Annotated in this window: 20 protein-coding genes; 9 read left to right on the forward strand and 11 right to left on the reverse strand. The window is 40.7% G+C overall.

What is annotated here, in order from left to right:
• Nucleotides 1-24: 24 nt before the first annotated feature.
• The 4 genes from MHO82_RS00955 to MHO82_RS00970 all read right to left on the reverse strand — a co-directional run bounded on the left by MHO82_RS00955 (nt 25) and on the right by MHO82_RS00970 (nt 6,701).
• Entirely contained in the window at nt 25-3,420 is a 3,396-nt protein-coding gene (locus MHO82_RS00955) for a S41 family peptidase (RefSeq protein WP_239181976.1), read from the reverse strand.
• 153 nt (nt 3,421-3,573) lie between these two features.
• A complete protein-coding gene (locus MHO82_RS00960; RefSeq protein WP_239181977.1) occupies nt 3,574-4,425 on the reverse strand; it encodes a BLUF domain-containing protein in 852 nt (283 codons plus the stop codon).
• Nucleotides 4,426-4,565: 140 nt separating this feature from the next.
• Nucleotides 4,566-5,345 carry a transporter substrate-binding domain-containing protein gene (locus tag MHO82_RS00965; protein WP_239181978.1) on the reverse strand — a complete coding sequence of 260 codons (780 nt, stop codon included), beginning with the start codon at nt 5,343-5,345 and terminating at the stop codon, nt 4,566-4,568.
• 171 nt (nt 5,346-5,516) lie between these two features.
• Nucleotides 5,517-6,701 carry an NnrS family protein gene (locus MHO82_RS00970; RefSeq protein ID WP_239181979.1) on the reverse strand — a complete coding sequence of 395 codons (1,185 nt, stop codon included), beginning with the start codon at nt 6,699-6,701 and terminating at the stop codon, nt 5,517-5,519.
• 157 nt (nt 6,702-6,858) lie between these two features.
• Here MHO82_RS00970 and norR point away from each other — a divergent pair, with 157 nt between their 5' ends.
• The 3 genes from norR to MHO82_RS00985 all read left to right on the forward strand — a co-directional run bounded on the left by norR (nt 6,859) and on the right by MHO82_RS00985 (nt 11,438).
• Nucleotides 6,859-8,400 (forward strand): nitric oxide reductase transcriptional regulator NorR, encoded by a 1,542-nt coding sequence (gene norR, locus MHO82_RS00975; protein ID WP_239181980.1) that lies wholly within the window; start codon nt 6,859-6,861, stop codon nt 8,398-8,400.
• 247 nt (nt 8,401-8,647) lie between these two features.
• Nucleotides 8,648-10,309, forward strand: coding sequence for a hydroxylamine reductase (gene hcp, locus MHO82_RS00980; RefSeq protein WP_239181981.1), 1,662 nt, complete (start codon nt 8,648-8,650; stop codon nt 10,307-10,309).
• Between the two features lie 67 nt (nt 10,310-10,376).
• A complete protein-coding gene (locus tag MHO82_RS00985) occupies nt 10,377-11,438 on the forward strand; it encodes a hybrid-cluster NAD(P)-dependent oxidoreductase (RefSeq protein ID WP_239181982.1) in 1,062 nt (353 codons plus the stop codon).
• A gap of 125 nt (nt 11,439-11,563) precedes the next feature.
• Here MHO82_RS00985 and elbB read toward each other — a convergent pair whose 3' ends face one another.
• Together elbB and MHO82_RS00995 are read right to left on the reverse strand one after the other, a co-directional pair.
• The gene (gene elbB / locus MHO82_RS00990) at nt 11,564-12,214 is read right to left on the reverse strand and encodes an isoprenoid biosynthesis glyoxalase ElbB (protein ID WP_239181983.1); all 651 of its coding nucleotides are present in this window, start codon (nt 12,212-12,214) and stop codon (nt 11,564-11,566) included.
• Between the two features lie 60 nt (nt 12,215-12,274).
• Nucleotides 12,275-13,051, reverse strand: a complete 777-nt coding sequence (locus MHO82_RS00995) for a class I SAM-dependent methyltransferase (protein ID WP_239181984.1) — start codon at nt 13,049-13,051, stop codon at nt 12,275-12,277.
• A gap of 243 nt (nt 13,052-13,294) precedes the next feature.
• On the opposite strand from MHO82_RS00995, the gene MHO82_RS01000 reads away from it, so the two are divergent.
• Together MHO82_RS01000 and MHO82_RS01005 are read left to right on the forward strand one after the other, a co-directional pair.
• Nucleotides 13,295-13,858, forward strand: a complete 564-nt coding sequence (locus tag MHO82_RS01000) for a porin family protein (RefSeq protein WP_239181985.1) — start codon at nt 13,295-13,297, stop codon at nt 13,856-13,858.
• Between the two features lie 208 nt (nt 13,859-14,066).
• Nucleotides 14,067-14,897, forward strand: coding sequence for a transporter substrate-binding domain-containing protein (locus MHO82_RS01005; RefSeq protein ID WP_239181986.1), 831 nt, complete (start codon nt 14,067-14,069; stop codon nt 14,895-14,897).
• Nucleotides 14,898-14,961: 64 nt separating this feature from the next.
• Here MHO82_RS01005 and MHO82_RS01010 read toward each other — a convergent pair whose 3' ends face one another.
• Nucleotides 14,962-15,828, reverse strand: coding sequence for a LysR family transcriptional regulator (locus MHO82_RS01010; protein WP_239181987.1), 867 nt, complete (start codon nt 15,826-15,828; stop codon nt 14,962-14,964).
• Between the two features lie 176 nt (nt 15,829-16,004).
• On the opposite strand from MHO82_RS01010, the gene MHO82_RS01015 reads away from it, so the two are divergent.
• Complete coding sequence (locus MHO82_RS01015; protein WP_239181988.1) at nt 16,005-16,841, forward strand: bifunctional allantoicase/(S)-ureidoglycine aminohydrolase; 837 nt, start codon at nt 16,005-16,007, stop codon at nt 16,839-16,841.
• 103 nt (nt 16,842-16,944) lie between these two features.
• Here MHO82_RS01015 and MHO82_RS01020 read toward each other — a convergent pair whose 3' ends face one another.
• A complete protein-coding gene (locus MHO82_RS01020) occupies nt 16,945-18,192 on the reverse strand; it encodes an MFS transporter (protein WP_239181989.1) in 1,248 nt (415 codons plus the stop codon).
• A gap of 127 nt (nt 18,193-18,319) precedes the next feature.
• Between MHO82_RS01020 and MHO82_RS01025 the strand changes: the two genes are divergently transcribed.
• Nucleotides 18,320-19,090 carry a helix-turn-helix domain-containing protein gene (locus MHO82_RS01025; RefSeq protein WP_239181990.1) on the forward strand — a complete coding sequence of 257 codons (771 nt, stop codon included), beginning with the start codon at nt 18,320-18,322 and terminating at the stop codon, nt 19,088-19,090.
• Between the two features lie 18 nt (nt 19,091-19,108).
• Here the strand turns inward: MHO82_RS01025 and MHO82_RS01030 are convergent, their stop codons facing one another.
• Both MHO82_RS01030 and MHO82_RS01035 read right to left on the reverse strand, forming a co-directional pair.
• On the reverse strand, nt 19,109-19,876 hold the full coding sequence (locus MHO82_RS01030) for a transporter substrate-binding domain-containing protein (protein WP_239181991.1): 768 nt from the start codon (nt 19,874-19,876) through the stop codon (nt 19,109-19,111).
• A gap of 221 nt (nt 19,877-20,097) precedes the next feature.
• Nucleotides 20,098-20,733, reverse strand: coding sequence for a CatB-related O-acetyltransferase (locus tag MHO82_RS01035; protein WP_239181992.1), 636 nt, complete (start codon nt 20,731-20,733; stop codon nt 20,098-20,100).
• A gap of 305 nt (nt 20,734-21,038) precedes the next feature.
• On the opposite strand from MHO82_RS01035, the gene MHO82_RS25730 reads away from it, so the two are divergent.
• Together MHO82_RS25730 and MHO82_RS01040 are read left to right on the forward strand one after the other, a co-directional pair.
• Nucleotides 21,039-21,164 carry a hypothetical protein gene (locus tag MHO82_RS25730; RefSeq protein ID WP_275440444.1) on the forward strand — a complete coding sequence of 42 codons (126 nt, stop codon included), beginning with the start codon at nt 21,039-21,041 and terminating at the stop codon, nt 21,162-21,164.
• A gap of 323 nt (nt 21,165-21,487) precedes the next feature.
• Complete coding sequence (locus MHO82_RS01040; RefSeq protein WP_239181993.1) at nt 21,488-23,800, forward strand: hypothetical protein; 2,313 nt, start codon at nt 21,488-21,490, stop codon at nt 23,798-23,800.
• Nucleotides 23,801-23,893: 93 nt separating this feature from the next.
• Here MHO82_RS01040 and guaD read toward each other — a convergent pair whose 3' ends face one another.
• A complete protein-coding gene (guaD, locus tag MHO82_RS01045; RefSeq protein ID WP_239181994.1) occupies nt 23,894-25,207 on the reverse strand; it encodes a guanine deaminase in 1,314 nt (437 codons plus the stop codon).
• Between the last annotated feature and the right edge of the window lie 33 nt (nt 25,208-25,240).

Consider the following 25,240-nt stretch of genomic DNA (forward strand, 5'->3'; position numbering starts at 1 on the left):
GGTGTTTTGTTTGTAATGAATATTTTATTCGTGCTCTGTTAGCTTAAGAGCTTCACTAATGGCTGTATCAAGTTGGCGATCAATGCCATTAATCACATCTTCCGGTTGGTTGTGAACTTCAATATCAGGGATCAGTTCTAGGTTTTCGTATAGTTTACCGTCACTGCGTTTTAAAGGCAGATATGGGAATCGATAGTGGATACCTGGGTACACGGTTGAGCTGACGTCCATTACCGCCGTTCCTGTACCTGGAACTGGTTCACCAATAATAGGGCCAACATTGAGATCTTGATAATACTGACCAAATGCTGAGCCTTCCGAATAAGCCGATGCATTAGTTAATACCACTGATGGTTTGATCCATCTACGGCGGTTAGCATCGGCAGCGGCCTGACCTTGCTTAGGCTGCACATTGGCTGCGCTTTTTGCAGTCAAAAACTCAATCAGGGTATCGGCTAAGAAGCCTCCACCATTAAATCGAATATCCAGCAGTAAAACGTCTGTGTTTCTAAAGCGGCCAAGTGCTTGAGCAACAACGTGCTGATAGGTTTCATTACTCATGTCCGGCAGATAGATATAGCCTACTTTGCCATCACTTTGTTTTGTCACGTAGTTCCTGCGTTGTATTTCCCAGCGTTTTACCATGAGTTCTTGCAGTTCAAACTGACTTATTGGTGTAACACGTTCGCTCCATTTTTGTGTGCTGTCACGACGGAAGCCAATTTCAACTTTTTTACCTTCTTGGTGGTTCAGCGCTTTGGCTAAACTGGCGAAATGATTGACTGGCTGGCCATTAACGGAAACCACAACATCTCCGGGGTGGATATCGGTCGCGTTGGTATCAAATGGACCGCCTGGTAAGATCTCGGCAATCACTAAGTTGTTATTTTCGATTGGGCTTTGCGTGTTGGTGTCAAAAACAAGCCCAAGCTCTGCGGTTTGATCAAACGTCATCTCCGAATGAGAGCTGCCGTAAGCACCTGTGTGCGAGGCGTTGAGCTCCCCCAGTAATTCCGACAAAATAATGGCAAAATCTTTATCATTATTTATGTGCGGTAAAAAACGAGCATAATTGTCGCCATATAATGTCCAGTTAACCTGACCTAAATCACTCAAATAAAAGTTGTCTTTTGTAGTATTGAGGACATCTAAGTAAGCCGATTTCTTACGCGCATCGCGGTCAAAATTGACGGGCAGTGTGAAGTAATGTGAAGTTTGCTCGCCACTTTCTAGATCGATTTGAATGATCTCACCATCAAGAAGCAAGTAGGCAAAAGGCGCGATGTCGCTGATATAGCTGGCTTGTACTTCTGGCAGATTAGAAAACAGGGTTTCCGTTTCTTGTGTACGAATATTATAAATGTACCCGCTTACCGTGACTTCACCTGTCGGCGTGGTGTCGTTGGTAATAAAGGCAAGATGATCCCCCGAGGCTTTAAAGTCAATGATTTGACCTGTATAAGGAAGTTGGAAAGTATCGCGATATTCTAAGTTTTTCCCTGAAAATGGGTATAATTTTGGTTCTTCCGGTAGTTCAACGTTGTCTCGGTGATCCATTTGTGCGGTTGTGTTGGTAAACATACCTTTTACGGAGAAGTCGATATTGGTGCCATCGGTGCTGGTTAAACCAAACTGATTGGTTGCCCACGTGAGTAAGCGGCCATCCTGACTCCAGTTAGGAAAGACATCATCAAAGCCATTTTGAGAGACATTTACCGGCTCTTTCTGGCCCTTTGCATCAACAACATAAATTTCAGTGCTGTAAACATCTGGGCTGACTTGAACCGCAAGCTGGCTAGAATCTGGAGACCACTGGTAAGACACTTCATTTTTGTTACTGACCCACTGAGGCTTAATCAATTCACGGCTAGCGGGTAAGCTGCTTGTTTGTGCTTGCGGGGTATTAATGGTGTTCTGCGCCGCAGAGATATTGGCATCAGCAAGAATGGATTCCGCTTCAAACTCTGAAGGCTGAACGGGAGTGTATTCTGCAACATCAATCACGTGTACAGCTCGGCCATCCAATACAAAAGCAAGTTGTTTACCGTTAGGCGCGAATTGTGCTTGGGTAATGTCATGTCCATCTAACAGATAGTATGGAAATTCTTCTATTAATGGTGCTTCAGATAAATATTCCTCATCAGCAACGGAGCGAGAGTAATATAACCCCCAGTTTCCATTTCTAAAGGCTGAATAAATAATACCAATGCCATCAGGGGTATAAGCTGGATCTTTTTCCTCACTAGCTGTGCGTGTTACTTGTCGAATCACTTCTTTGTCGCTGTCAAACGCGTAGATGTCGCCATAGCTGGTAATCGCAAACTCAATACCGTCGTTTGATGGGATAAAATCATCGGCATAACTGTCCTCAAAATACGATACATTCTTTGGAGAGAAAGACGCGATGCGCACGGCTATCTTTTCTGGCTGAGGAAGATCTGCGGTAACGATGGCTGTTGTGTTTTCAGCCTTGTCATCTGTTTTTGTAGGCAGTGTGAGTCGGTACAGCTCACCATTATAGGAGTAGCTGACAGTATTGTTTTGGGCTACTGATAAATGACGGACTGGGTGAAATTCGTGCTTAGTGAGCTGGGTGCTTTGTTCGTCAGCTAAGCTATAGAACCATACATTGAAGTTACCACTGCGTTCACTTAAATAATAGAACCCTGTTTCATCTTGATTCCATATTGGTGATTGAGCAGCAACTCGTGGTTCTGTGATCTGTTTGTGCTGTTCTGTTGCGCTATCGTACAGCCAAATCGTTGGTACAGCCCGTGACGTTTGGTGTTTACGATAAGCCTGATCTTGGTGTGGAGTATTATAGATAAGCTTTGTTTTCCTTGGACTCCATACCGCATGTTTGGCAGGTAGCGGTAGTATTTGTTTTGTTTGATTACTTTCAAGATCAACAGAATAAAGCTGATTACCATTAAACCCAAAGTAGTAATAAGGCAGGCTGTAAAAATCTTGCTTTTCGGCTGTTAAACGCGATGAGTTAAATAAAACAGATTGGCTGTCAGGGCTAAAAGAAGCCGGGGTATCATCGGCAGAATCCCAAGTTAATCGGGTTAGGCTGCCTTTTTCTAGTGACATGACAAAGACATCATCGTTGCCATAAGGGTTAGCGGCAAAGGCTATTTTGTCGCCATCTGGTGACCAAAGCAGTGAATGCGGGTAAAAATCGCCAGAGGTGATGGCATGTGCTTGTCCACCTTCGCTGGGCATTAAGTAGATCTTACTTTGGTAAGTAAAAGCGAGAGTTGTGCCATCGGGTGATATGGCGCTGTTTCGCAACCATAAAGGGTCATTATTAGCTAAGGCAAGGTTTGGCACAACTACTGCGGCTGTTAATGCCGTAGTGAGTGTGACCGTATTGATGAAAGAGCTTCGAGAAAACAAGCTTCGAAAAGGAGAATGCATTTAAGTGGGTCCTTCCTGAATTCAGGCAATAGTGATATTTATGTTGTTAACAGCTTTATAATTGATTGTAGTGTATGGCGTTACACAAGTAGCTGCGTAAGTAAGTGATATTACGTCGATAGGAAGGATTATTAAATCAAAAGTTGCTTATTTTTATGTGCTTAGGTCTTCGGCACGCAGCATAGCAGTATAAAAGTGTACAAGAATGTTTGTTTTTATTTTCAAACTTTCTTTGTACATTTCTTTTATTGTACAGAGTTTATCTGCGTTAATGTCAATATGATCGGATAAATCGAACGAGCTCATGTTCCAATCTGAAAACGCTCTTTTTTCAATAGGCTCGTAAACAATCCTAATAATGTTTTTATGGCGAGGATCCGACTCTAAAATAGACATTAACTCTTCTAAATCGTTGTCTTGTCCTTCAAGGATTTGAACAAAACTGCGTGAGTGATAAAAAAGTAATCCGGTAATATTATATTGGCGGTTATTTATTTTTGAATATCTAATAATATCCTTTAAAACGTTATTTATGTCTTCATCTTTCCCGGTGTATTCACTGGTGTATACGAGCAAATGCAAAGGGGGAGTATTCGCAGCCTTGGGTTTTTGTGGTACGGGAGGGGGAAACAGTTCTAAAAGCTCATTAATTTGATTGAATTGTTGTATGACTGCATTTTGAAACTTTTCGGCAGGGATGGGCTTAGTTAGTACCATATCGGCCCCGAGTCGGCTGGCAATGTCTAAGTTCACATGACGATTACTGGTAATAGCAATGATTTTTGTGGTGGAGGTATGCTCTTTAATGTAGGAGATGAGTTGGAAGCCATTCAGCTCGGGGAGATTCATATCTACGACGGCCATGTCTGTTTTTACCATATTTAAAAAAGACACCGCATCTGTACCATTTTGAACACAGAATGTGTTGTAGCCGAGTTTGTTGAGCTCCCTTGTCATTTTTTTTCGAATAAATTCGTTATCATCAGCAAGCAGAATTGTTTTCATTATTGAGCCAAGCATCTCGGTTAAAATTATGTACAGGGTAAGTGTAGCTGATAAGTAAAATGGCTAAATGGTATTTTAGATAGCGATTCATAATAAGTTGGGCATTAAGCTAGGGTCTTAAACCCAAAATATCAGAGTGTTTAGTTCGCTTCTGTTGCTACATCTGGCTCCATAAATTGAGTCATTATCTGTTGGTAGCGGCCGTTTTGTTTCAATTCATCCAATGCTTGTTGCCATTTCATCACGATCTCTTGAGGGATGTTATTCGATAGCCCTAAATAACCTTGTGAGGCATAGAGAACAAAAGCGCTGGTCACTTCATCTGGGGCAATTTGGGTTATGGTCAATGTTTCATGGAGGCTGGTGTTGGCAACGACAGCAAGCCTTGTGTGACCAAGCTTTAAAAGTCGAAAGCAGTTTTCATAACTGGTGCCGGATATGACGTTAGTAAAGTGGTTTTTCTTCAAAAATTTTTCATGGCTGCCACTACTTAGTACACAAATACTAGGCGCTTTTTTGGCCGTTTCCAGATCTGTTATGTCTTGCGGTGAACTGGATAATTGATAGGCGATAATGGTATCGGTTTGTAAAGGGCCTACCCATTGTACTTTTCCTTCTCTGTCTGGCCTGCGTGCCATATTAAAGAATGCGATGTTGTTGGTGTTCGCAACAGCGTTAAAGCCACGTTTGAAAGTGGTATTGTGGATGATCTTCGGACTGTGATTAACCAAGTCCATCATTTCTCTAATGAGTTCAATATTAAAAGCCCGTCGACCTGAGTGAGCAATCCCTCTTAGCTCTTCATTCTCATCAATATAAAACTTACCCTCTATGCTATGAGTATAAAATGTAATTTTGCTACTATAAGAAAGCAGTGGCCAAAGCAGAAAGAAGATAAGCAAGGCAGGTTTGATGGGCATGTAATCACCAGTTTTACGTAGATACTATTAATACATTGGCATTTAACGTCGTGTATTTACTGGTTAAGTATAGTTAAGGCTTGGTAAGGTGCCTCTGCTCAAGAGGGCGGTAGGATGAGAGGTCTCTCAAGAGCAGAAGCCAGTGTTGTTTATGTTTTTAGGCGGGTATTTTTAACCTGGGTGGCCATCGAGTCTTGGTTTACAAAGCATTAAGCCAAATTGACAAACATACAGCGCAAAAGCCCCACACCACAGCAAAGCGGCTAGCGAAATCAACGAGAATGTGTATTCAGGCCAGATGACGATCCCAATACTGCGCACAATGGCAGCCAAGAAAATAGCGAGAAAAGCAGGCCACATTCTTGGGCCTTTGTAAATCTGGCGGCCAGTATGCCCCATGGTCACGCGAGCAATCATAGCAAGAATTAATCCTCCAATACTGCCGACTGCAAATAGGTGGATCATGGTGTGATTAACAAAAGCGTCATTGCTCAATCCACGGATCAATAACATCACCGGAATACACAAATAAGCCGTATGCAGCGACCATACGAGTGGTTCACTTAGAGTGAGGTAGGGTTTCCAGCGTGCAAAGCGCACCAGTTGTGCTAAACCTGCAAATACCATAAGGGAAGCAGAAAGATCGGCGGCAGCTAGCGGGAAAAAGCTCAGAAGAAACAATAAACCAATAGGAAGATTGGCCGCGATATCTAACCAAAGTTGAGGTTGGGCTTTTTCAAAGTTAAATTTACGGGCTGTGAAAAATGGAATAACACGCGCCCCCATGACTGATAATAACAACACAAACCACCACAACATGGCTTGCCACACTGCTGAGGCTGGGAATGGTGGTAGTCCTTTAATGGTGGCGTAGCTAGCAAAATTAGCGATGAGTGCTAAAACAAACAAAGGCACAAAGAATAAATTACGCCAGCCTTTGGTTTGGAAAACACGAAAGCCAATCTCAAAAGCGACGGCGGCTAAAAATAGGGCTTCTATGCTGGCAATAAGCCACAGAGGAGTGGGCGTCCAGAATAGAAGCCGTGGCAATAGCCAGAGGCCAACAATGATTGCCAATCTTTTATCGCTCGTGCCTTTTACCCCTGTCCAGTTTTGTACGGCGGTTAATACAAAGCCTGCGACAATCGCCATGGCAAAACCAAACAGCATTTCATGAACGTGCCACCACAGTGCAGGTACGTTTAGGGCACTTGGCTGACCATGACGAAACGCCCACACCCAAATCACAATGGCAATAATGGCGTAAATGGAACCTAATAAGAAAAATGGACGAAAGCCTAATCGTAAAATGGGCGGAATACGCTCTTCAACGGCACGGTCAACAATGTTTATCATAAAAACTCCTTTATCGTTTCTTTTGATATATCAAGATATGTGCCGACTTTTAATTTATTGATTTATAAGCTTTTTCACTTTTGTATAAATATTGACGATGTGAAAATAACATCGTTTCTGGTAGGCTAAATAAAGTATCCTTACAAGAAGTAAGCCTATGACCGCTTCAATAGAACAAGTTTTATTACAAATCGCGTTAGATCTGAACGTGAATTTACCATCAGGGCATCATTATCAACGCTTAATCGCATCGTTAAATCAGGTGCTTCCTTGTGATGCCAGTGCGCTGTTTATTCTTGATCAAGAAGGTTTTTTAAAGCCAGTGGCGGTGAGTGGGCTGTCACAAGAAGTGCTTGGAAGGCGATTTTTCCCAAAAACACATCCAAGGTTAGACGCGATTTTACAGAGTAAGAAGCCTGTAAGGTTTCCTGCTAGCTCAGACATGCCCGATCCATTTGATGGTTTATTAGAAGAAGACCCAAATCGCTCTATCGCCGTGCACGATTGCATGGGGTGTAGTCTTTATGTAGAGGATAATTTGGTGGGGGTGTTAACCTTAGATGCCATGGAAGTCGGGGCTTTCAAGAAAGTGGATGATATTACGGTGGAAACCTTTGCAGCTCTCGCGGCGGCGACCATTCGTAACATTACAATGATGGATGCCCTGAAGCGAACGAACCGACGTCAGCAAAGCATCAATAAGTTATTGATTGAAGAGGCCAGAAATAAAGGTGGTCAGCTGGTGGGAGTGAGCCCAGAAATACAGCGCCTTCGAGATAGTATTCGTATGGTGGCACAATCTAATTTTGCGGTGCTCATCAGCGGTGAAACGGGCACAGGTAAAGAGCTGGTGGCTCATGCGGTTCATGCTCAATCTCAACGCAGTGATAAGCCCATGGTGTATGTCAATTGTGCGGCATTACCAGAATCAATTGCAGAGAGTGAACTGTTTGGGCATGTAAAAGGGGCGTTTACTGGTGCGAATTCACAACGGGCGGGTAAATTTGAATTGGCCGATGGTGGTACTATTTTTTTAGATGAAATAGGTGAGTTACCACTTCTGCTGCAAGCTAAGCTATTGCGGGTGATCCAGCAAGGTGAAGTACAACGAGTTGGGGCCGATAAAAACCTGTTGATTGATGTTCGGATCATTGCTGCAACGAACCGAGATCTAGAGCAAGAAGTACAAGGAGGGCAGTTTCGTTCAGACTTATTCCACCGCTTAAATGTGTTCCCTATTTCTGTGCCACCACTTCGTGAACGTGAAGGAGATATTGCGGTTCTTGCAGGGCATATTTTAGACAAGGTTCGCCATCAGTTTAATGTAGATGCCCTTCATATTCATCCTAAAGCTTTGTCGTACTTAGAGTCTCAACCGTGGGTGGGGAATGTGCGTGAGCTAGAACATACTTTGATGCGCGCTGGGCTAAGAGCCATTCAGGATCAGCAAACGGTGATTACATATGGCCATATTAGTGATGATGTCACCGCTGCCTCTGAGCCAGAGCTGAGTCAAACCAGCAAATCGGCCATGCCGAGTGAGCCTATTGTGATGCGTGAAGCTGTTGAGCAGTACCAAAAACAGCTGATCGAGCATGCGTTAGCTCAATCGGGGGGCATATGGGCTAAGGCTGCAGAATTTCTGAAAATGGATCGTGGTAATTTATACAAAATGGGTAAAAAGCTAGGGATTAAGTAGTTAGTGTAACGTTACGAATTGGCGAGAAATATGTTATTAATATCTTTATAAACAATTAGTTGTGATTGTTTTGATGTTTTTTTTACATCGCAACCTGTTGTTAAAATAACATCAAGTCAAGCAAGGGTAAAAGATAAAAACCTTATAAAACAGCAGGTTAATTTTTGGCACATAACCTGCTCTAGGGCTACCAACGAAATAAATTCAAATAAGCGAATTTCAAATATAACAATAAGTTGGAGCCAATATGTTCTGTATTCAATGTGAGCAAACTATTCAAACACCTGTCTCTAAAGGGTGCTCTTATGCAAAGGGGATGTGTGGTAAAACCTCTGAAGTTTCAGACTTGCAAGATGTACTTGTTTTCTCTCTTCAAGGGGTGTCTTTTTGGGCTGAGCTGGGCCGCGTGATGGGGATTGTGGATCCAGATATTGATCGCTGGGCACCAAAGGCGTTTTTTGCCACATTAACCAACGTGAACTTCGATCCTGAGCGCATTGTAGAAATGGCGAAGCAATCGCAAGAATATAAACAGCGCTTAGAAGAAAAAGTAAAATCGGTGGCACTGTTATCAAATCAAGAGTTACCTGAGCTGTCGCCTGCTGCGAAGTTCGAACTTCCTCAAACAGCCGAAGCCATTTTAGCTATTGCGGATCAAGCGGCTGTAAACCGTGGTCACGAAAGTGTAAATGAAGATGTGATCGGCCTACGTTTATTGTGCTTGTATGGCTTAAAAGGTGCGGCGGCATACATGGAGCATGCACGAGTTCTGGGCCAAACTGATGAGCAGGTGTTTGCTGAATACCACCGTATTATGGCTTGGTTAGGCACTGAACCAACGGATCTGAATGCGTTGCTGGAAACCTCCATGCAAATTGGCCTGATGAACTATCGCGTTATGGAGATGCTGGATGCGGGTGAAACCAGTACGTTTGGCCACCCAGAGCCAACTCAGGTGAACGTGAAAACCGTTGCTGGTAAATGTATTTTGGTGTCGGGCCACGATTTACATGATCTAGAGAAAATTCTGCAACAAACGGAAGGTAAAGGCATTAACGTGTACACCAATGGTGAGATGCTACCTGCCCATTCTTACCCTGAATTAAAGAAATACCCTCACCTTGTGGGTAATTACGGCAGTGCTTGGCAAAATCAGCAAAAAGAGTTTGCTAATTTCCCAGGCGCAATTGTGATGACATCGAACTGTTTATTAAATCCAAACGTTGGCCAATATGCGGATCGCTTATTCACTCGTAGTATTGTGGGTTGGCCGGGTGTTGCACATGTGGAAGGGGATGATTTTAGCGCTGTGATTGAGTGTGCGTTAGCTCAAGAAGGCTTCAAACATAACGAAATAGAGCACATGATCACCGTTGGCTTTGGCCGAAACGCACTGATGGCAGCAGCTCCTGCTGTGGTGGATCAAGTTAAGCAAGGCAACATTAGCCATTTCTTCTTAGTAGGGGGGTGTGATGGCGATAAATCTGAACGCAGTTACTACACCGAATTTACGGAAAAAGCCCCTGAAGATAGCGTGATCTTAACCTTGGCGTGTGGCAAGTTCCGCTTTAATAAGAATAGCTTTGGCGACATTAACGGGATACCTCGTTTGCTGGATGTAGGCCAATGTAACGATGCTTACTCAGCGATTCAGCTTGCACTTGCCTTATCTAAAGAGTTTGATTGTGATATTAACGAATTGCCTCTGACTCTGGTGTTATCGTGGTTTGAACAAAAAGCCATTGTGATCCTACTTACCTTGTTTGCACTTGGTGTAAAAGGAATTTATACCGGTCCAACGGCGCCTGCATTCTTAACTGACAATCTGCTGGCCATTATTCAAGAGAAGTTTGATATGCGAAGCATTGGTAATGTGGACAGCGATCTCGCGACCATTCTAGCGGCCTAGCCTTTATGCGGTAAGTGGGTTTTGGCGCACTTATCGCTTTTTATTTTCTTCATTATAAGAGCAAGTTATGTACCTATCTGAATGTTGGGAACCAAGCATGCCATTGGTGTGTGTAGAGCGTTGGATGGAAACCCCCGATACCGCCAGTTTTATTTTTCAATCACAGGGTGACGATGGCCTTCCTCGCCATTTTGAGTTTAAACCTGGCCAGTTTATTACCCTTGGTGTCGATATTAATGGACAAAAAGAGCACCGTGCCTACTCGATCAGCTCGTTACCCAAACAAGATCGATTACAGCTGACAGTAAAACGAGTTGATGGAGGGATTGTATCGAATCACCTTATCGATCACTTTAAACTTGGCGATTCTGCTGTGGCTTTGTCTCCTGCGGGGGAGTTTAACAGTATGGATTGTCAGCATGGTGATAAGGTTGTGCTGATCAGCGCAGGTTGTGGGATCACTCCGGTTATGTCGATGGCTAAAAATTGGTTAGAGAATCAGCCTAATATCGACATTAACTTTATTCATGTCGCGCGTGATGAAGATAACCTCATTTACTTGAAAAATTTACTAGAGCTTGCGGATAAACATCCACATTTTCATTTAAATGTATTGTTGAAAAACACCACTAACAGCCGTTTTCAGCAAGGGCGAATGGATCAAGATTGGCTGGAATCTTTATGCCCAGATCTTACACAAAGAACCGTATTCTTATGTGGTCCAATTGGTTTTATGGAAGACGTAAAAAGTTACATAGAAGTGACTGGCTTCGATATGACGCATTTTTATCAAGAGAGTTTTACGCCAGCGTTAAAACCTCAAAACTCAGACGTGACCGATGAAGAGCAAGGAGAAGACACGGGTGTGGTATCCATCTCTGTACCAGACTTTGGTTTCTCAGACAGTGTAGATAAAGGCACCGCATTGATTGATGCCTTGGAAAAAGGCGGGATCCCTGTGATTGCAGCGTGCCGTAGCGGTGTGTGTGGTTCATGTAAATGTAAAGTGAAAGTGGGAATGGTGGAATCGAGTAGCACTGAAACATTAACCCCAGAAGAGATTGAGCAAGGGTTTGTATTAGCGTGCTCTAGCCGAGCATTATCTGATGTAGAGATCAGTTTGAACTAATCAGTTTTGCAGGCTGTGTTTGTCTCTTCATATGGATAGCATGTCTTGTTTATTGCGTGTTGATTGAACATCTACGTAGCACTTACAAGAATAGCCACTGCATTTAAACACAGCCTGTTTTTTCGTTAGCTTAACTTCACTAACTGGTGTACTAGTTTATCAATGCCACTTGCTGCTTGCGAAATGGTTTCAGCCAGCATATAAGCAGGGGTAGAGAGTACATGGTGGTTGTCATCATATACGATCTCATCAACACAGCAGTTAATGTGCTCTCCGCCTAATTGGTTAAATGCCGAGGCAGTAGCTTCATCTTGGCCAATCGTGCCTTTTACACCAGATCCATAAATAATCGGGATCAGCGCTGGTGCAATGCATAAGTAGCCAGCTGGTTTGTTCGCTGTGGCAAACGCTTTACATGCTTTTTCTACATCTGGGTGAACCTGACATTCAGCACCTTTAAAGGCAAAGTCGGATAAGTTCTTCGCAGCGCCAAAGCCACCTGGTACTAATAGCGCATCAAACTCGGCAACGTTGAGTTGGGCAACATCTTGTACATTACCACGGGCCACGCGAGCTGCTTCTACTAAAACGTTGCGTGTTTCCGACATTTCTTCGCCAGTAATATGATTGATCACATGGTGCTGATCTACATTTGGTGCAAAGCAGTGCCAGCTTGCGCCTTCTTTTTCAATAGCGTGCAATGCCAGTACCGATTCATGAATTTCAGCACCATCAAAAACACCTGAACCACTTAAAATTACGGCAATTTTTTTCATTATGAGTCCCTTTATAAGTAGGTAATTAGCCACTGATATAACTAAGCACTCTTTTCGGCATTAGCTCGGCTTTTTAGTTCCCTTAATTGTATAGATAAGTGGTACAGGGTTGCCTTCTTTTAAAATACAGAACCGATTGGGCTCGATTTCTACCATATTATCAAAGCAGTTATAGGGGCTGTATGGGTATTCATTAACATGGTCTATTTGAATGCCCGCTTGAATAAGCGCATTGATTACATCACTTAATGGGTGAGCCCAAGAAGCCATCGTGGACGTCTCCCCAGTGCAGTTTTCAGTGTAAGTTCCGCCTTCTTCTACATCGGGTTCGCTATTATGAAAATATGAATAGCCTTCCAGCGCATCATAAATAGGATGAAATTCTGCAATGTAAAAGGTGCCGCCATCTTTTAAGCGATTGGCGACAGTGTGAGCCCATTTTTTTAAGCAGGGTAACCAACACAAGGCCCCATAAGACGTAAAGACAATATCAAATTGCTTATCATCAGCATGACCAAATTTATACACATCTGAACAGATGAAGTCGGCGTTAAGCTGTGCTTGCTGCGCGATGTGGTTGGCTTTTTCTATGGCGACAGAGGAGAGGTCGACTCCAGTGACATGAGCACCAAGGCGTGCCCAGCCCAATGTGTCTAAACCAAAATGGCATTGTAAATGGAGTAAGCTTTTATTATTTACATCGCCAAGTTCTTCTAGCTCGATGCTGTTAAGAGGGTTATTGCCTTTTAGAAAACCGGCAACATCGTAAAACTTTGATTCGACATGAACTCTTGTTCTTTGATTCCATGCTTTTTTATTGATTTCTAAATAGTCCATTTATTTAGTTTCCTATTGGGATATGTATTACAGACGTAAATATTACATTTATGAGTTCAGTTCAATAGCTGTATGTTTTTAATACGAAATCCTTGTCTTTGTAAATTTTATGTTAACCACTTATTTGATCGGGAATAAAAGCTGCGATATAGCTATAAATTAAGTTGATATACCTGTTGTGTTTATAAATTCAATCAATAGAATACAGCTCGATTTCATATCAACTTTATAAATGGAATAAAAATGAAAAAAGCAGTTATTTGTAGTTTGATGATGTTGGCTGTATCAAATTCGGCTTTGGCTGATTCTGAAGAATCTTTATATGAGATTGATCGTAGTGGTTTTTATATAGGTGTGGATGCTGCACCGACTGAACTTAGCACACCTAGTGTTACAAAGGATTTGTCAGGTGGTTATACGTTGCAAGCGGGTTATGACTATCAGTTAAATGAAAGTATTGTGATTGCACTTGAAGCTGAATACCAAAATTTAGGTGAAGGGCTTGGTTTAGATTTTGATGGATTGGGTTTAAATGTAAAACCTAAGTATTACTTTAATCTTGATGACCATGATGGCTTTTATGTTGCTGGTTTACTCGGTATGAAAGAGTATCTGATGAATGCAGCCGTTGGTTTTATGAATACACGTGAAGGATCGGGATCTGTATTTGGTATAGAAATTGGTTATGAATTTAGTAACGGTTTTATGGTAAAAGCTGGCCATAAACAAGGCGATACACGTTTTGATAATGTAACAGAAGATGCTGAATTCACCACTAACTACATTGGCGTTGCGTATAAATTCTAAGACGCTTAGATTCTAATCAATAAATAGTGATATTGCCTGCTTTTTATACACAAGGCAGGTATTATTGAGAAGGAGATTGGGGTTACTAAGCGCTTTTGTGATGTAGGGCTGTATACCCTAGTTTTTGATATGATCGTTAATTGGTAATCGATAGAAATGGGTAACGCTATACTAGAAGCTGTGTTTATATTTCATAGGTTTGTATCGTATGAAAAAAATCATTTTCTGCTTTCTCATTTATTTTAGTTCAAGCTCAGTCGTTTTAGCGGCACAAGAAGTGAAAGTGTCCACGTCTGATGTATTACCTCCGTTTGTATTTAGAGATGTACAGGGGCAATTAACCGGGGTTTATATTGAGATAGTAAAAAAAGCGATATCTCGAATGCCGGATTATACTGTGTCCTTCAACACAGCTCCTTGGGCTAGGGTAAAAAGAGAGGCAGAATCTGGGGTCGCGTTTGCAATTTTGCCACCGTATTTTCACGCTCATGATTGGTTGACAAAATCGGAGCCTAAACGCCCTTATATTTGGCCGTATTCACTTCCGCTTTTTACTCAACATGATGTAGTGATCTGTAATGAAAAAGTCTTGATTAGACCACGATCTGTATATCCAGATGACTATCAGGGGCTGAGATTCGTTATGTGGCGAGGTGACGGGAGAGCGGGTGAAAAATTTGCCCGGATGGCAAAAGAGAAAAAAATAAACTTACACCTTTTTAATAGTATAAAAGGAACGATCCCTTTTCTACTGTCGGGAAGAGCGGATTGTACCGTCACTTCAAGAATACCTTTCGCTTGGTATTTGAAAAAAATGAAAGAATCGGGTGAGTATGATGAATATAACCAGAGCGAAATTACTTTAAAAGAAATCGCTGTTATTTCCAGTAACGAAGGGTACTTAGGGTATACAGATATTAATGCAGAGAAAAATTTCCCATTTAAAAAAGATTTTTCAATCAAGTTTGACATTGAGATTTACAAAATGAAGAAAAGTGGAGAAATTCAAAACATTGTTAACAGGTTTATTCGGTACTGATCTGTTTTTCCACCACTTTTAATGGCTCTGGTACTTTGTTAAGTTGCTATAAAGAACTTCTCTCTTAAACGTGCTCAAAAATGTTGTCGCACGCTTCAGTTAAGTATTCCGAAAGTAACCTCATGTGGTTAGATTGTTGTTGCCCAACATGAAGTAATAACTCCAGTGGTGCCACCTCAGGCAACCCTTGCTCTTGTCCCAAAATGCGGTGTTTATCCGTTACTAAGCGTTTTGGTAATAGTGAAATACCTAAGCCAGCTTCTACTGCACATCCCACCCCTGATAAGCTAGTGGTAATGTAAGCCATGCGCCATTTTTTCCCTAATGAGTCAAAGGTATGAGCCATTTCGCTGCGATAAAGCCCTGTGCTGGGTAGGCCCACCAGAGGAATGGTGTCTTGGTCTAGGTTATTTTCTTGCTGGCTATCAATCCAACATAAGGGTTCAGGCCAGTTTGCTATGCCTTGCGCGCTGCCTAAGCGATGCTTGATTAAGGCGATATCTACGTCTTGGTTTTGAAATTGTGTCCAAATATCGCTGCACATGCCACTTTTTACTTCCAGCCGGACATTTGGAAATTCCTTGGCAAAGCGAGTTAAGGTTGGCATCAATTCATGAGTTGCAAAATCTTCAGGAACGCCAAGACGAATGGGCCTTTGCTCGGCATTGATTGCGGTTTGCGTGATGGCGTCTTCCATCATGGCTAAAATTCGACGCGCATAAGTCACCACTCGTTCGCCCTCTAACGTTGCCGTGGTATGGCGCTTTTTTCTGGTTAGTAACTCACAGCCTAATTGTGCTTCTAGCTTGCGGATTTGCTGACTGATTGTTGATTGCGTTAAATGAATACTTTCTGCGGCTCGGGTGAAGCTGCCGGTATCCACCACCGCCACTAAACTGCGTAACAAAACCGGATCTAAAGTGTGCTGCATTCCATTGCCTCTAACTAGTGGTAATTCCACTGATAATAATTAAATTATTTAAATTATCAATCATTATACTTTGGTGCATACTATTACTAGCTCACCAAATTACGCATATCTAGGCAATGGATTCAGGATGCCAGCCTATTATAAATAACCTCTCTTGTATTGAAGGATCACAAGATATGACTGATAAACACAAGTACTATTCACCACAGGGGGGCCTTCCTCCGCAAACGCAATTGCTCTCCGATCGTGCGGTATTGACTGAAGCTTACGCGATTATTCCTAAACGTGTTATGACCGATATTGTGACCAGCTTTCTGCCATTTTGGGAAAACATGCGCATGTGGGTGATTGCTCGGCCACTGAGCGGATTTTCTGAGACGTTTTCACAATACATTGTAGAGATAGACCCCGCTGGTGGTTCAAATAAGCCAGAGCTTGACCCAAATGCAGAAGGGGTACTGTTTGTGGTTGCTGGTGAAATGGACATCACCATTGAGGGTGAAGCACACCACATGACAGAAGGTGGCTATGCGTTTATTCCACCGGGTTGTAACTGGACGGTTCATAATAATGGTGATCAACCTGTGCGTTTTCACTGGGTGAGAAAGGCGTATCAGTTTGTGGATGGCTTGGAAGTGCCAGACGCTTTTGTGACCAATGAAAATGACCTCGACCCAATTGCCATGCCCGATACCGACAATGGCTGGGCTACAACACGTTTTGTGGAGCCAACAGACATGCGTCATGACATGCACGTTAACATTGTTACGTTCCAGCCAGGTTGCGTGATCCCATTTGATGAGACTCACGTCATGGAGCATGGCTTGTATGTACTGCAAGGTAAAGCCGTGTATCACTTAAACCAAGATTGGGTAGAAGTGGAAGCTGGCGATTTTATGTGGCTTCGCGCATTCTGCCCACAGTCTTGTTATGCCGGTGGCCCAGGCCCGTTCCGTTATCTTTTATATAAAGACGTGAACCGCCATATGCCTTTTATCCGCCCGAGAAATTAATTCTTTCTATCATAAAATCCGATATCTATTACATGGGATAGATATCGGATTTTTTATATCTGAATAAAGTAATGGCGTCTGCGGTGATACCAAGATAATTACGCTAAGCCTTTACTGCGGTGTTTTTCTCTGGAATGAAAACAAATAATACCGAAGTTATTGTCAGCAGCATCCCACACATTACCCAGTTGATAGTAATGCCATAATGCTCTGATACATAACTCAGCAAGAGTGAGGCAATAACAGCACCGCAAGTAACGATAAAAGAGCTAATCGACAACATGGTAGAGCGATCGCTTTCTTGTGTATTGTCATTCAGTAAAACGCTCTCGGAATTATTACCAACAGTAAATAAGAAGAAAAAGGTAAGGTAATAGAAGGTAAAGGAATACAAATTGTCACTGAAAGCTAATGCAACGAACACAAGGCCAGATAACCCACGAGTGGCAAACATAAGCATTTTATGTGAATCATCAAAGAGGCGGAGTAACGGTACAGATACGAGTGATGAAGCGGCAGACATAAGGAAATACAGAGCCGAAATTACTCCAAATACAGCCACGCCATAGCCAGTGTTATTGACGATTTCTGATAAATAAGGCTGCCAAAAATTCTCTGCACTGCTTAATACCATCCCATAGACAAGGGTGGTTTGCATTAGCCTTTTTAATACAGGGTGAGTAAACGACTTTTTGATCACATTAATACTATGGCGAACGAGGTTATTTGATTTACTGTCTACAGAAGTAGGCTGAGAAGCACTTTTCTCATTAATGATGAACAAAGTAAGAGTAAATAACATGAGATTAGCAAGGCCAACTAAAATGATATTCAAATCATAAACAGTGCCAACTTCTAGCGAAGCTCTGGTAACGTAATCCGGCAGTAACCCCCCAATGAGTGAGCCGGCTGCGAGTCCAATCGTGACCATTACATTGACTTTGGCAACAGCGTTGTAAAATGCCTGCTCTCCCGGAAGACTCTGGAAACTATCGTAAAACCAAGCATCTAGGGTGCCTGAGTAAATGGCGCGGGCGCTACCCAGTAAAAATGCAGCGCAGAGTAAAAGCTTAAGATCCGTTGCAAAGTACAGAGTAATGCAGCCCGATACATTAACCAATAATGAGAATAAATACGTATTTCTACGGCCGTATTTATCTGCAACACCACCGAGGGGAATTTCTAATGCGGCGGTACTGCCAACCCATACCGCCATGACTAGGCCTATTTTTTGAAGGTTGAGCCCACGAGATTGGAAGATTAGCACCAATACAGGGATGGCAATGCCGACAATTAACCAGTGCAGAGCTTGGTGAAAGCCATAGCGGAGCGTGAGCGCATTTCTATCCATGTATTGTCTCTCTATCTATTTTTATAAACATGAACAGTCTCTCACCATGATTCTTTTGCTCAATGGTTTTATGGAAAAGGTAGTATATTGATACTTATGGTGTCGATTAGAGTTATGGTGGGGAGTTATGGAGAGCAGATTGGCACAAGAGGTGTGCAGTATTCTCAAAAGAGAGCTGAAGAAAGAGGGGATGTCGTACCGAGAGCTGGCAAGTCATTTGAGTATTTCTGAGGTGAGCATTAAGCGACTGCTGAATAACCATCAATCACTTTCAATGCAAAGGCTCATTGCTATTAGTGCTTTCTTGAAGTTGACATTATCGAAACTGCTGGAAGAGGCGGAGCGCAATATCAACACCGTCCCCTTGTTTACCAAAGAGCAAGATCAGGCATTTTTTGATTGCCCAGCTCTACATACTTTTTGGATTGAGTTAACAGAGCACCGAACAGCAAAAGAGATTGCAGAGCGTCACCAGTTAGACAAAGCATCAACGTACTTATATTTAAGGAAGTTAGAACAGGTTGGCCTGATTAAGCTAGGGCTTGATAACCAGTGTAAGCTTTGTGTGCCCACACATACCTCTTTTGAAAAAGGCTCAAAATACCCGATTTATTTTACCAGCCAAGTACTGACTCGTTTGCAGGAAAGGGTGATTGATTTACCAGTCGAAGATGATCAGGCGTTTCTGATTACATTAAAAGCAGAGCTGACCCATGAAGAGTTTTTGGACATCACTCACAAGCTGGATGATTGGATGTTTAACTTACTTGGCCACAGTCAGGATCGAAAAGCGCGTGAAGGGCTGGTAGTAAGCCCCTATACTTTTGGTTTTATGGCGGCGAAAGGTGCCTTTCATGATAAATTTCCGGAGATCCATGTTTTGGATGAAGAGTTTTAAATGTTAAATAATAGGGCATTATTGCGAATGGGTTTTATTGCCCGTTTTCCACTTTTCTAATCCTTGATTGAAAATGGAAAGGATTTCAGGGCTTTTTTCACCTATTTTAGGAATCAACAGATAGTTAGCATTAAGTAGAAATGGCATAGGATGATGAGTGATCTGTCGCTGGATTTTTGGGTCTTGCTGTTTAAGCATGTGGTAAGCGACATGTATTTCTTCGGGTAATAAATCAATTCGCTTGTGTGCTAAACGTAGTAAATTCTGTTGGAGCTTATTAACGCGGCTCATTTTTACGTCTTCATTTTCGATCAGTTCATTTAATTCTTCACCGTAGCTATAGCCTAATCCACCACCCAAATGCATGCCTTTAATGTCTTCAATTTCGTGCCAGTCAAATTCACTATCTACATGATAAAAAAAGACAAACTCCTCATTACTCACGGGATCGCTATAGATGAAATCCTTGGTTCTTTCTTCGTCGTACATCCATATTGCAGTGGCATCGTAGTTACCTACTTTGGCTTCGTGATAGGCTCTCGACCACGGCAGAAAATGAAACGTAACCTGATAACCTTGCGTTGCAAATACTTCTCTGATGATTTCGGCAATAAAGCCATTATTTTCAAGGTTGGGGCCAATAAAAGGTGGCCATTCACCAGCACTGATACGAATTGTATGGCTCGGTGAGAGAGTAGTTTTTGGCAAAACACTGTCGTCTGCAACAGCCAAGGCGCTGGCTATGAAAAGACTCGCTAACACTAATGCTTTTAGTTGTTGCAACATAATAGAAGCGCCTTTGAAATTGCTTATATTATTAATCGTAGTGCTTCAAAAGGTTAATTCAATAACAGAGACGATCTCAGCCTGCTTGTGAGTACAAAATTTTGTTTATATTGCATGTGCTTAGAGTTTCATTGAGCAGAGTGGAAGAGATATCACTATAGGGTGTAATTGCACCTGCTTTAGATGCAATTACAGTGGTGTTTTTAACTCGCTAAAGCCTCTTATTTTTGTTCTTGAAACTGGGAATGAGCCCGTTCAAGAGCATCAATATTATTACTGCAAATAACATCTCGTAAGGCTTCAAATTTTGTTTCTGGCCAGTCATAAATCTTCATAGCGAGTAAGCGTTTGATATCTTCTTCAGGGAAACGTAAACGAATTTTCTTTGCAGGGCTTCCTCCAACAACAGTATAGGGTTCGACACTTTTTGTGACGACGCTGTTTGCGGCTACGATGGCCCCTTCACCAATGTGTACGCCGGGCATGATCATAGCTCGCATTCCAATCCAGCAGCCGTCTCCTAGTATTGTATCGCCTTTTGATTCATACGCTTGTTCGATGTTATCCATAAACGGGTAGAGGGAAATCCAATCTGCGCGATGTGTGTGGTTTCCACCCATTAAAATCACGGCTTCGGCACCAATGCAAACATAGTCACCAATGGCTAACTTATCTATTTCCCACCTAGGCTCCCAGTGCTTACTGATCTCATCGCCATGAAGGTAGCGGACTACAGATTGCTCGAACCCATTGTCGTAGGCATCGCTGTAGTAGCTGTGTGTCCCTTTAATTGAGATATTTTTGTTTTTGACTGTCTCATGGAGCATTTCCATTTTAGACCAGTGTTTTACTGTCATCGCTGTGACTCCTGTTCGCTTTAATGAACCTGTCTGTATTGCGGAATGGTTCAGTTCATTAGCTTATAAAGGCAGCGCATCCAAGAGGTATTTCGTTTAAGCCCATATCATTCATTAGTACTTAAGCCGCAGTATTATATAAACAGCTATATTACTTAAACTATGAGTGCCACTTGGAAGCGCGCTATAAAATGACTTCAATAATCGAATTGAAGCTTTTCGCATGAAAAAATCACACAGAACTCACCAGTAAAAGTTCTGGATTAATGTGAAGTGATGAGTTTGTCATGCGGCAGTGAATTAAAATGTCTTCACTGCCTCAGCTAAGCGAGCAGGGGGCGCTTAAGGTAGGCGATCAGAAAGAAGATACATTGCTGCATACGCTTGATGGAAGTCATATGGTGCATCTCCTTTACGATTATGTGGGTTAGAGAAGTGATGGTACACCTTAAAAAGTGAGAGTCAACATGATTACACCCTTAATGGGATTTATAAAATCAAGTTGTGTGTATTTTTAAAAAATAAAGTCATTCTTATTCAAGTATATATCATATATACCTGTAAATTTTACAACTTCAATTTTATTTAACTGTTTGACTTTAAATGATTTATGTTGAATTTATGTCTTGTTATAAAGGCACTCGTGTCATTTTTTTTACATTTTAGATTAGTTTAAACATTAACTTGTTGAAAATTAATAGGGGTATGAATTTTGCTATCCTTTGAATTTTATTAACAATGATGTAAATTAGATATGGAATACTACAATATAAAAAATCATATAAGAATGATCGAGTTGATATTAAATAATATTGATGACGATTTATGTGTGATAAGAAGAGAGGTGGAATTAGTAGAAGAAAAAGTCCGTAACTTAAGTTATGTGGATGAGATTAAAGAAAAAAACATTATAAGTTTTAAAGATAGAATAAATGAAATTAATATTATAGAGAATATAGTGTTTCATAAACTTTCGACTAATGAGAAGGTAATTAGAGAGATTGAGGCTAGAAGTGAAAGCATTAAGTTAGAAATAACTAAATCTAAAAGAAGAGCAATAGATTTAATGTATTATATTAAATCATGTGAAGAGTTACTATGTAAAGATCTTAGTTTTTTTTCTATTAAATTAAATGAATATGGTAAGTCTTTTGTTAATTTGTCGGGTGTAGTAATTAATATAGATAACGGTATTAATTACTATAGTGACAATAAAGAAATCATAAAAATAAAATTAAATTATTACTTTAAAGGTATTAAAGAATTACTCTACGAAGATAATCAAGGTGAGGTGAAAAGGAAGAAGATACTTATTGATTATAAAAAATTCATAAAGAAAGAAAAGTTTTTTGAAAAGTTTGTTGATTGTAAATTAAAAGGAATAGTTCATTATTTCAATAGAGAGGTTAAAAAGGAAGATTTTTTTCAAGGAGAAAGTTACATTGAATCTTTTGATGAATATTTTAGTGATATTATTAAAAGGTTAAATGGATTGAAGGAAGAAACAATTTTTGAAAAAAATAGCCTAGATAATAAAATGATAAAAATAAAAGATGAATTATCATCTATTGATTGTAAAATTATTGATATTAGTAATAAATTGAATTCATCAGTTAATTTATTAAATTATTATGATATGAAAATATTAAATATCTCTTTAAGTTTATTTAATCGTACCTCTTTTAATAAAAACAAAAATGAAATAATTAAGAAATTAAAATTTGAAGAAGAAGCAAGAAAATTGATATCCTTAGCTCAAGAGAAGCAAGATGATCTTAGTTCATGGATTGATAGGTTGAAAGAATCAAAAATTTTAGAGAAATCAAATTTCATTTTATGGGTAGATACATTTAATCTGGGATACCCGACATTGTTAGTTTCTATTGCATATGTATATGGGTTTGTTAATTATTTATTTTTTTTTGACGTAAATTTTTTTGAATGGTATAGATATATATCTCAAGAAGATGTATTTTTATTTTCATTTACATCAATATTTTTCTACATTATTTTAATTATATTCTATTTTTTATATGTACTAGTAAGACGTTTAGTAAGAAGCATTTTTTTTACTCCTCCAGGTTATGGGGTTAAATCAAAAAGAACCAGTAAAAAAATAACTAACCCAAAGAAAGTATTAAATATCTTTTTCTTTATTTGTATGACATTTCTAGTTTGGATTGGATTGGATTGGATTGGTTTGGAAATTCAAAATGAAATCATGCCTGAATTTAATGAAGTTGTTTATACAAACTGGAACGATAAGTATAAATTGATATCTATATTTAGTGGTTACTATTTAGTTGATGAATTAGACTCTACAGAAATAAATGTAAATAGTATGACAAGAAAGTGGATTCCAATTAAAAATGTCAATTGTATATCAAAGAACAAGTATGATGATTGTAAAAGTATTAATAGTAGCAAACAAAATTTGACAAATAATAACTCATTTTATGTGTTTTATAATAAGGAAAATATCAATGATGGGCGTGATTTTTTGGGTGACTATATTAGATGTTATGATAAAGCGAAAAATGGAGAACCGGGGTCATATTACCTAGAGGCTAGTTTTGAGAATAATTCAGATAATGTAGTTTTAGAATATAGCTTAATTATTGATAGGGATTTTATTAGCTTTGATATAACTAAAGACTTTTATTATAAAGATAAAATAGGTGATGTAAGTGAAGTTACTATTTTTTTTGATAAAAGAGAAGTTGATATTAATAGCAAAAAAAGTGTGTTTGGTATTGATATGGGGGAAATTAATACTGATATGAAAAAAAACGCGATAGGTAAATATATAAAGAGGCGGTATGACGATTACATAGAGAGATATGGTTATGAACAAATAGATGTCTTTGTTTCTGGCCACGCTAGCATTGATCATGCTTACCTTAGGAATATTGAACTATCGCATGAGAGAATGGATTATGTTATAGGTTTAACTAATTCGGATAAGAAATATATTATAAGGCTACCATTAACTGAGTTGTATCCCCAGTATGCTATTAAACCTGAAAATCAGAGAGCTGCAATAATAGTAGCTTGTAAGAAGAGGTAAACTCCAACCATGATCAATGATTTTATTCGCCTTTATCATTTTAAGCCCGCATTCAAAAAGATACGGGCTTAGTACGATTGAGTTTTTTACGCTTTATTTAGACTTACTACTATACGCTTGTTCACCATAAACATAGGTTTCAGCGATGCTTCGGTCATCTCCTAAGCTCATCAAAACAAACAGCTGTTCTTCAAGAGTTTTCGCTTGTTCCATTCTAAACGTCATCAGTGGGGTAGAGTGAAGGTCCATCACTAAAAAGTCGGCTTCTTTCCCAACTTCTAAGTTCCCTATTTTATCTTCCAAGCGTAATGCTTTAGCACCACCCAATGTGGCTAAAAACAGAGATTTAAACGGGTGCAGTTTTTCTTGTTGCAGCTGCATGACCTTATAAGCTTCACTCATGGTTTGAAGCATGGAAAAACTGGTCCCCGCACCCACATCGGTGCCCATGCCCACGTTCACATTGAATTTTTCTAGTTTAGGTAGGTTGAATAGCCCTGAGCCTAAGAAAAGGTTGGATGTTGGACAAAAAGAGATGGCTGAGCCGGTGTCTGATAGGCGTTGGCATTCGCAGTCTGATAAGTGAATACCGTGGGCAAATACAGAGCGATCGTGCAGTAGGCCATAATAGTCGTATACGTCTAGGTAGCTGTCGCGGTCAGGGAATAGATCCAATACCCATTCAATTTCTTTCTTGTTTTCAGAGAGGTGGGTGTGCATGTACACATCTGGGTATTCTTTTAATAAGCGTCCTACCGTTGCTAGCTGCTCATTGGTACTTGTCGGCGCAAAACGTGGCGTTACTGCATACAATAGGCGATCGTTGTGGTGCCAACGTTCGATAAGCTCTTTAGAGTCGTAGTAGCCCATTTCAGGCGTGTCGGTTAAATACTCTGGCGCGTTGCGATCCATGAGCACTTTACCTGCGATCATTCTTAGTTTGCGTTTTTTGGCTTCGGTGAAAAACGCATTGACAGACTCTTTATGCACAGTACCAAAAACAAGGGCAGTGGTTGTGCCGTTGCGAGCGAGCTCATCTAAGAAGATGTTCGACACTTTCGTTGCGTATTCTGGATCTTGAAAGCGCTGTTCTTCTGGGAAGGTGTAGTTTTCGAGCCAGTCGAGCAACTGCTCACCATAAGAGGCAATCATCCCCGTTTGTGGGTAATGGATATGAGTATCAATAAAGCCTGAGGTGATCAGCTTGTTGGCAAACTGCTTGATCACAAGATCGGTTGGCTGTCGGCTCAGTACGTCTTTGGCAGCACCTATATCGGTAATGTGGCCGTTTTCAACCACCATGATGCCATCGTTAAAGTATTGATAGGAGTTATCTAGCCCCACATCTTTTGGATCGGCGATACTGTGCAAAATGGCAGAGTGATAAGCAACTTTCTCGGATGTCATTGTTCTATTCCTTTTCGTGTGGGTTACGCAATC

This window comes from Vibrio sp. Of7-15 (assembly GCF_022347565.1).
Taxonomy (GTDB): domain Bacteria; phylum Pseudomonadota; class Gammaproteobacteria; order Enterobacterales; family Vibrionaceae; genus NORP241.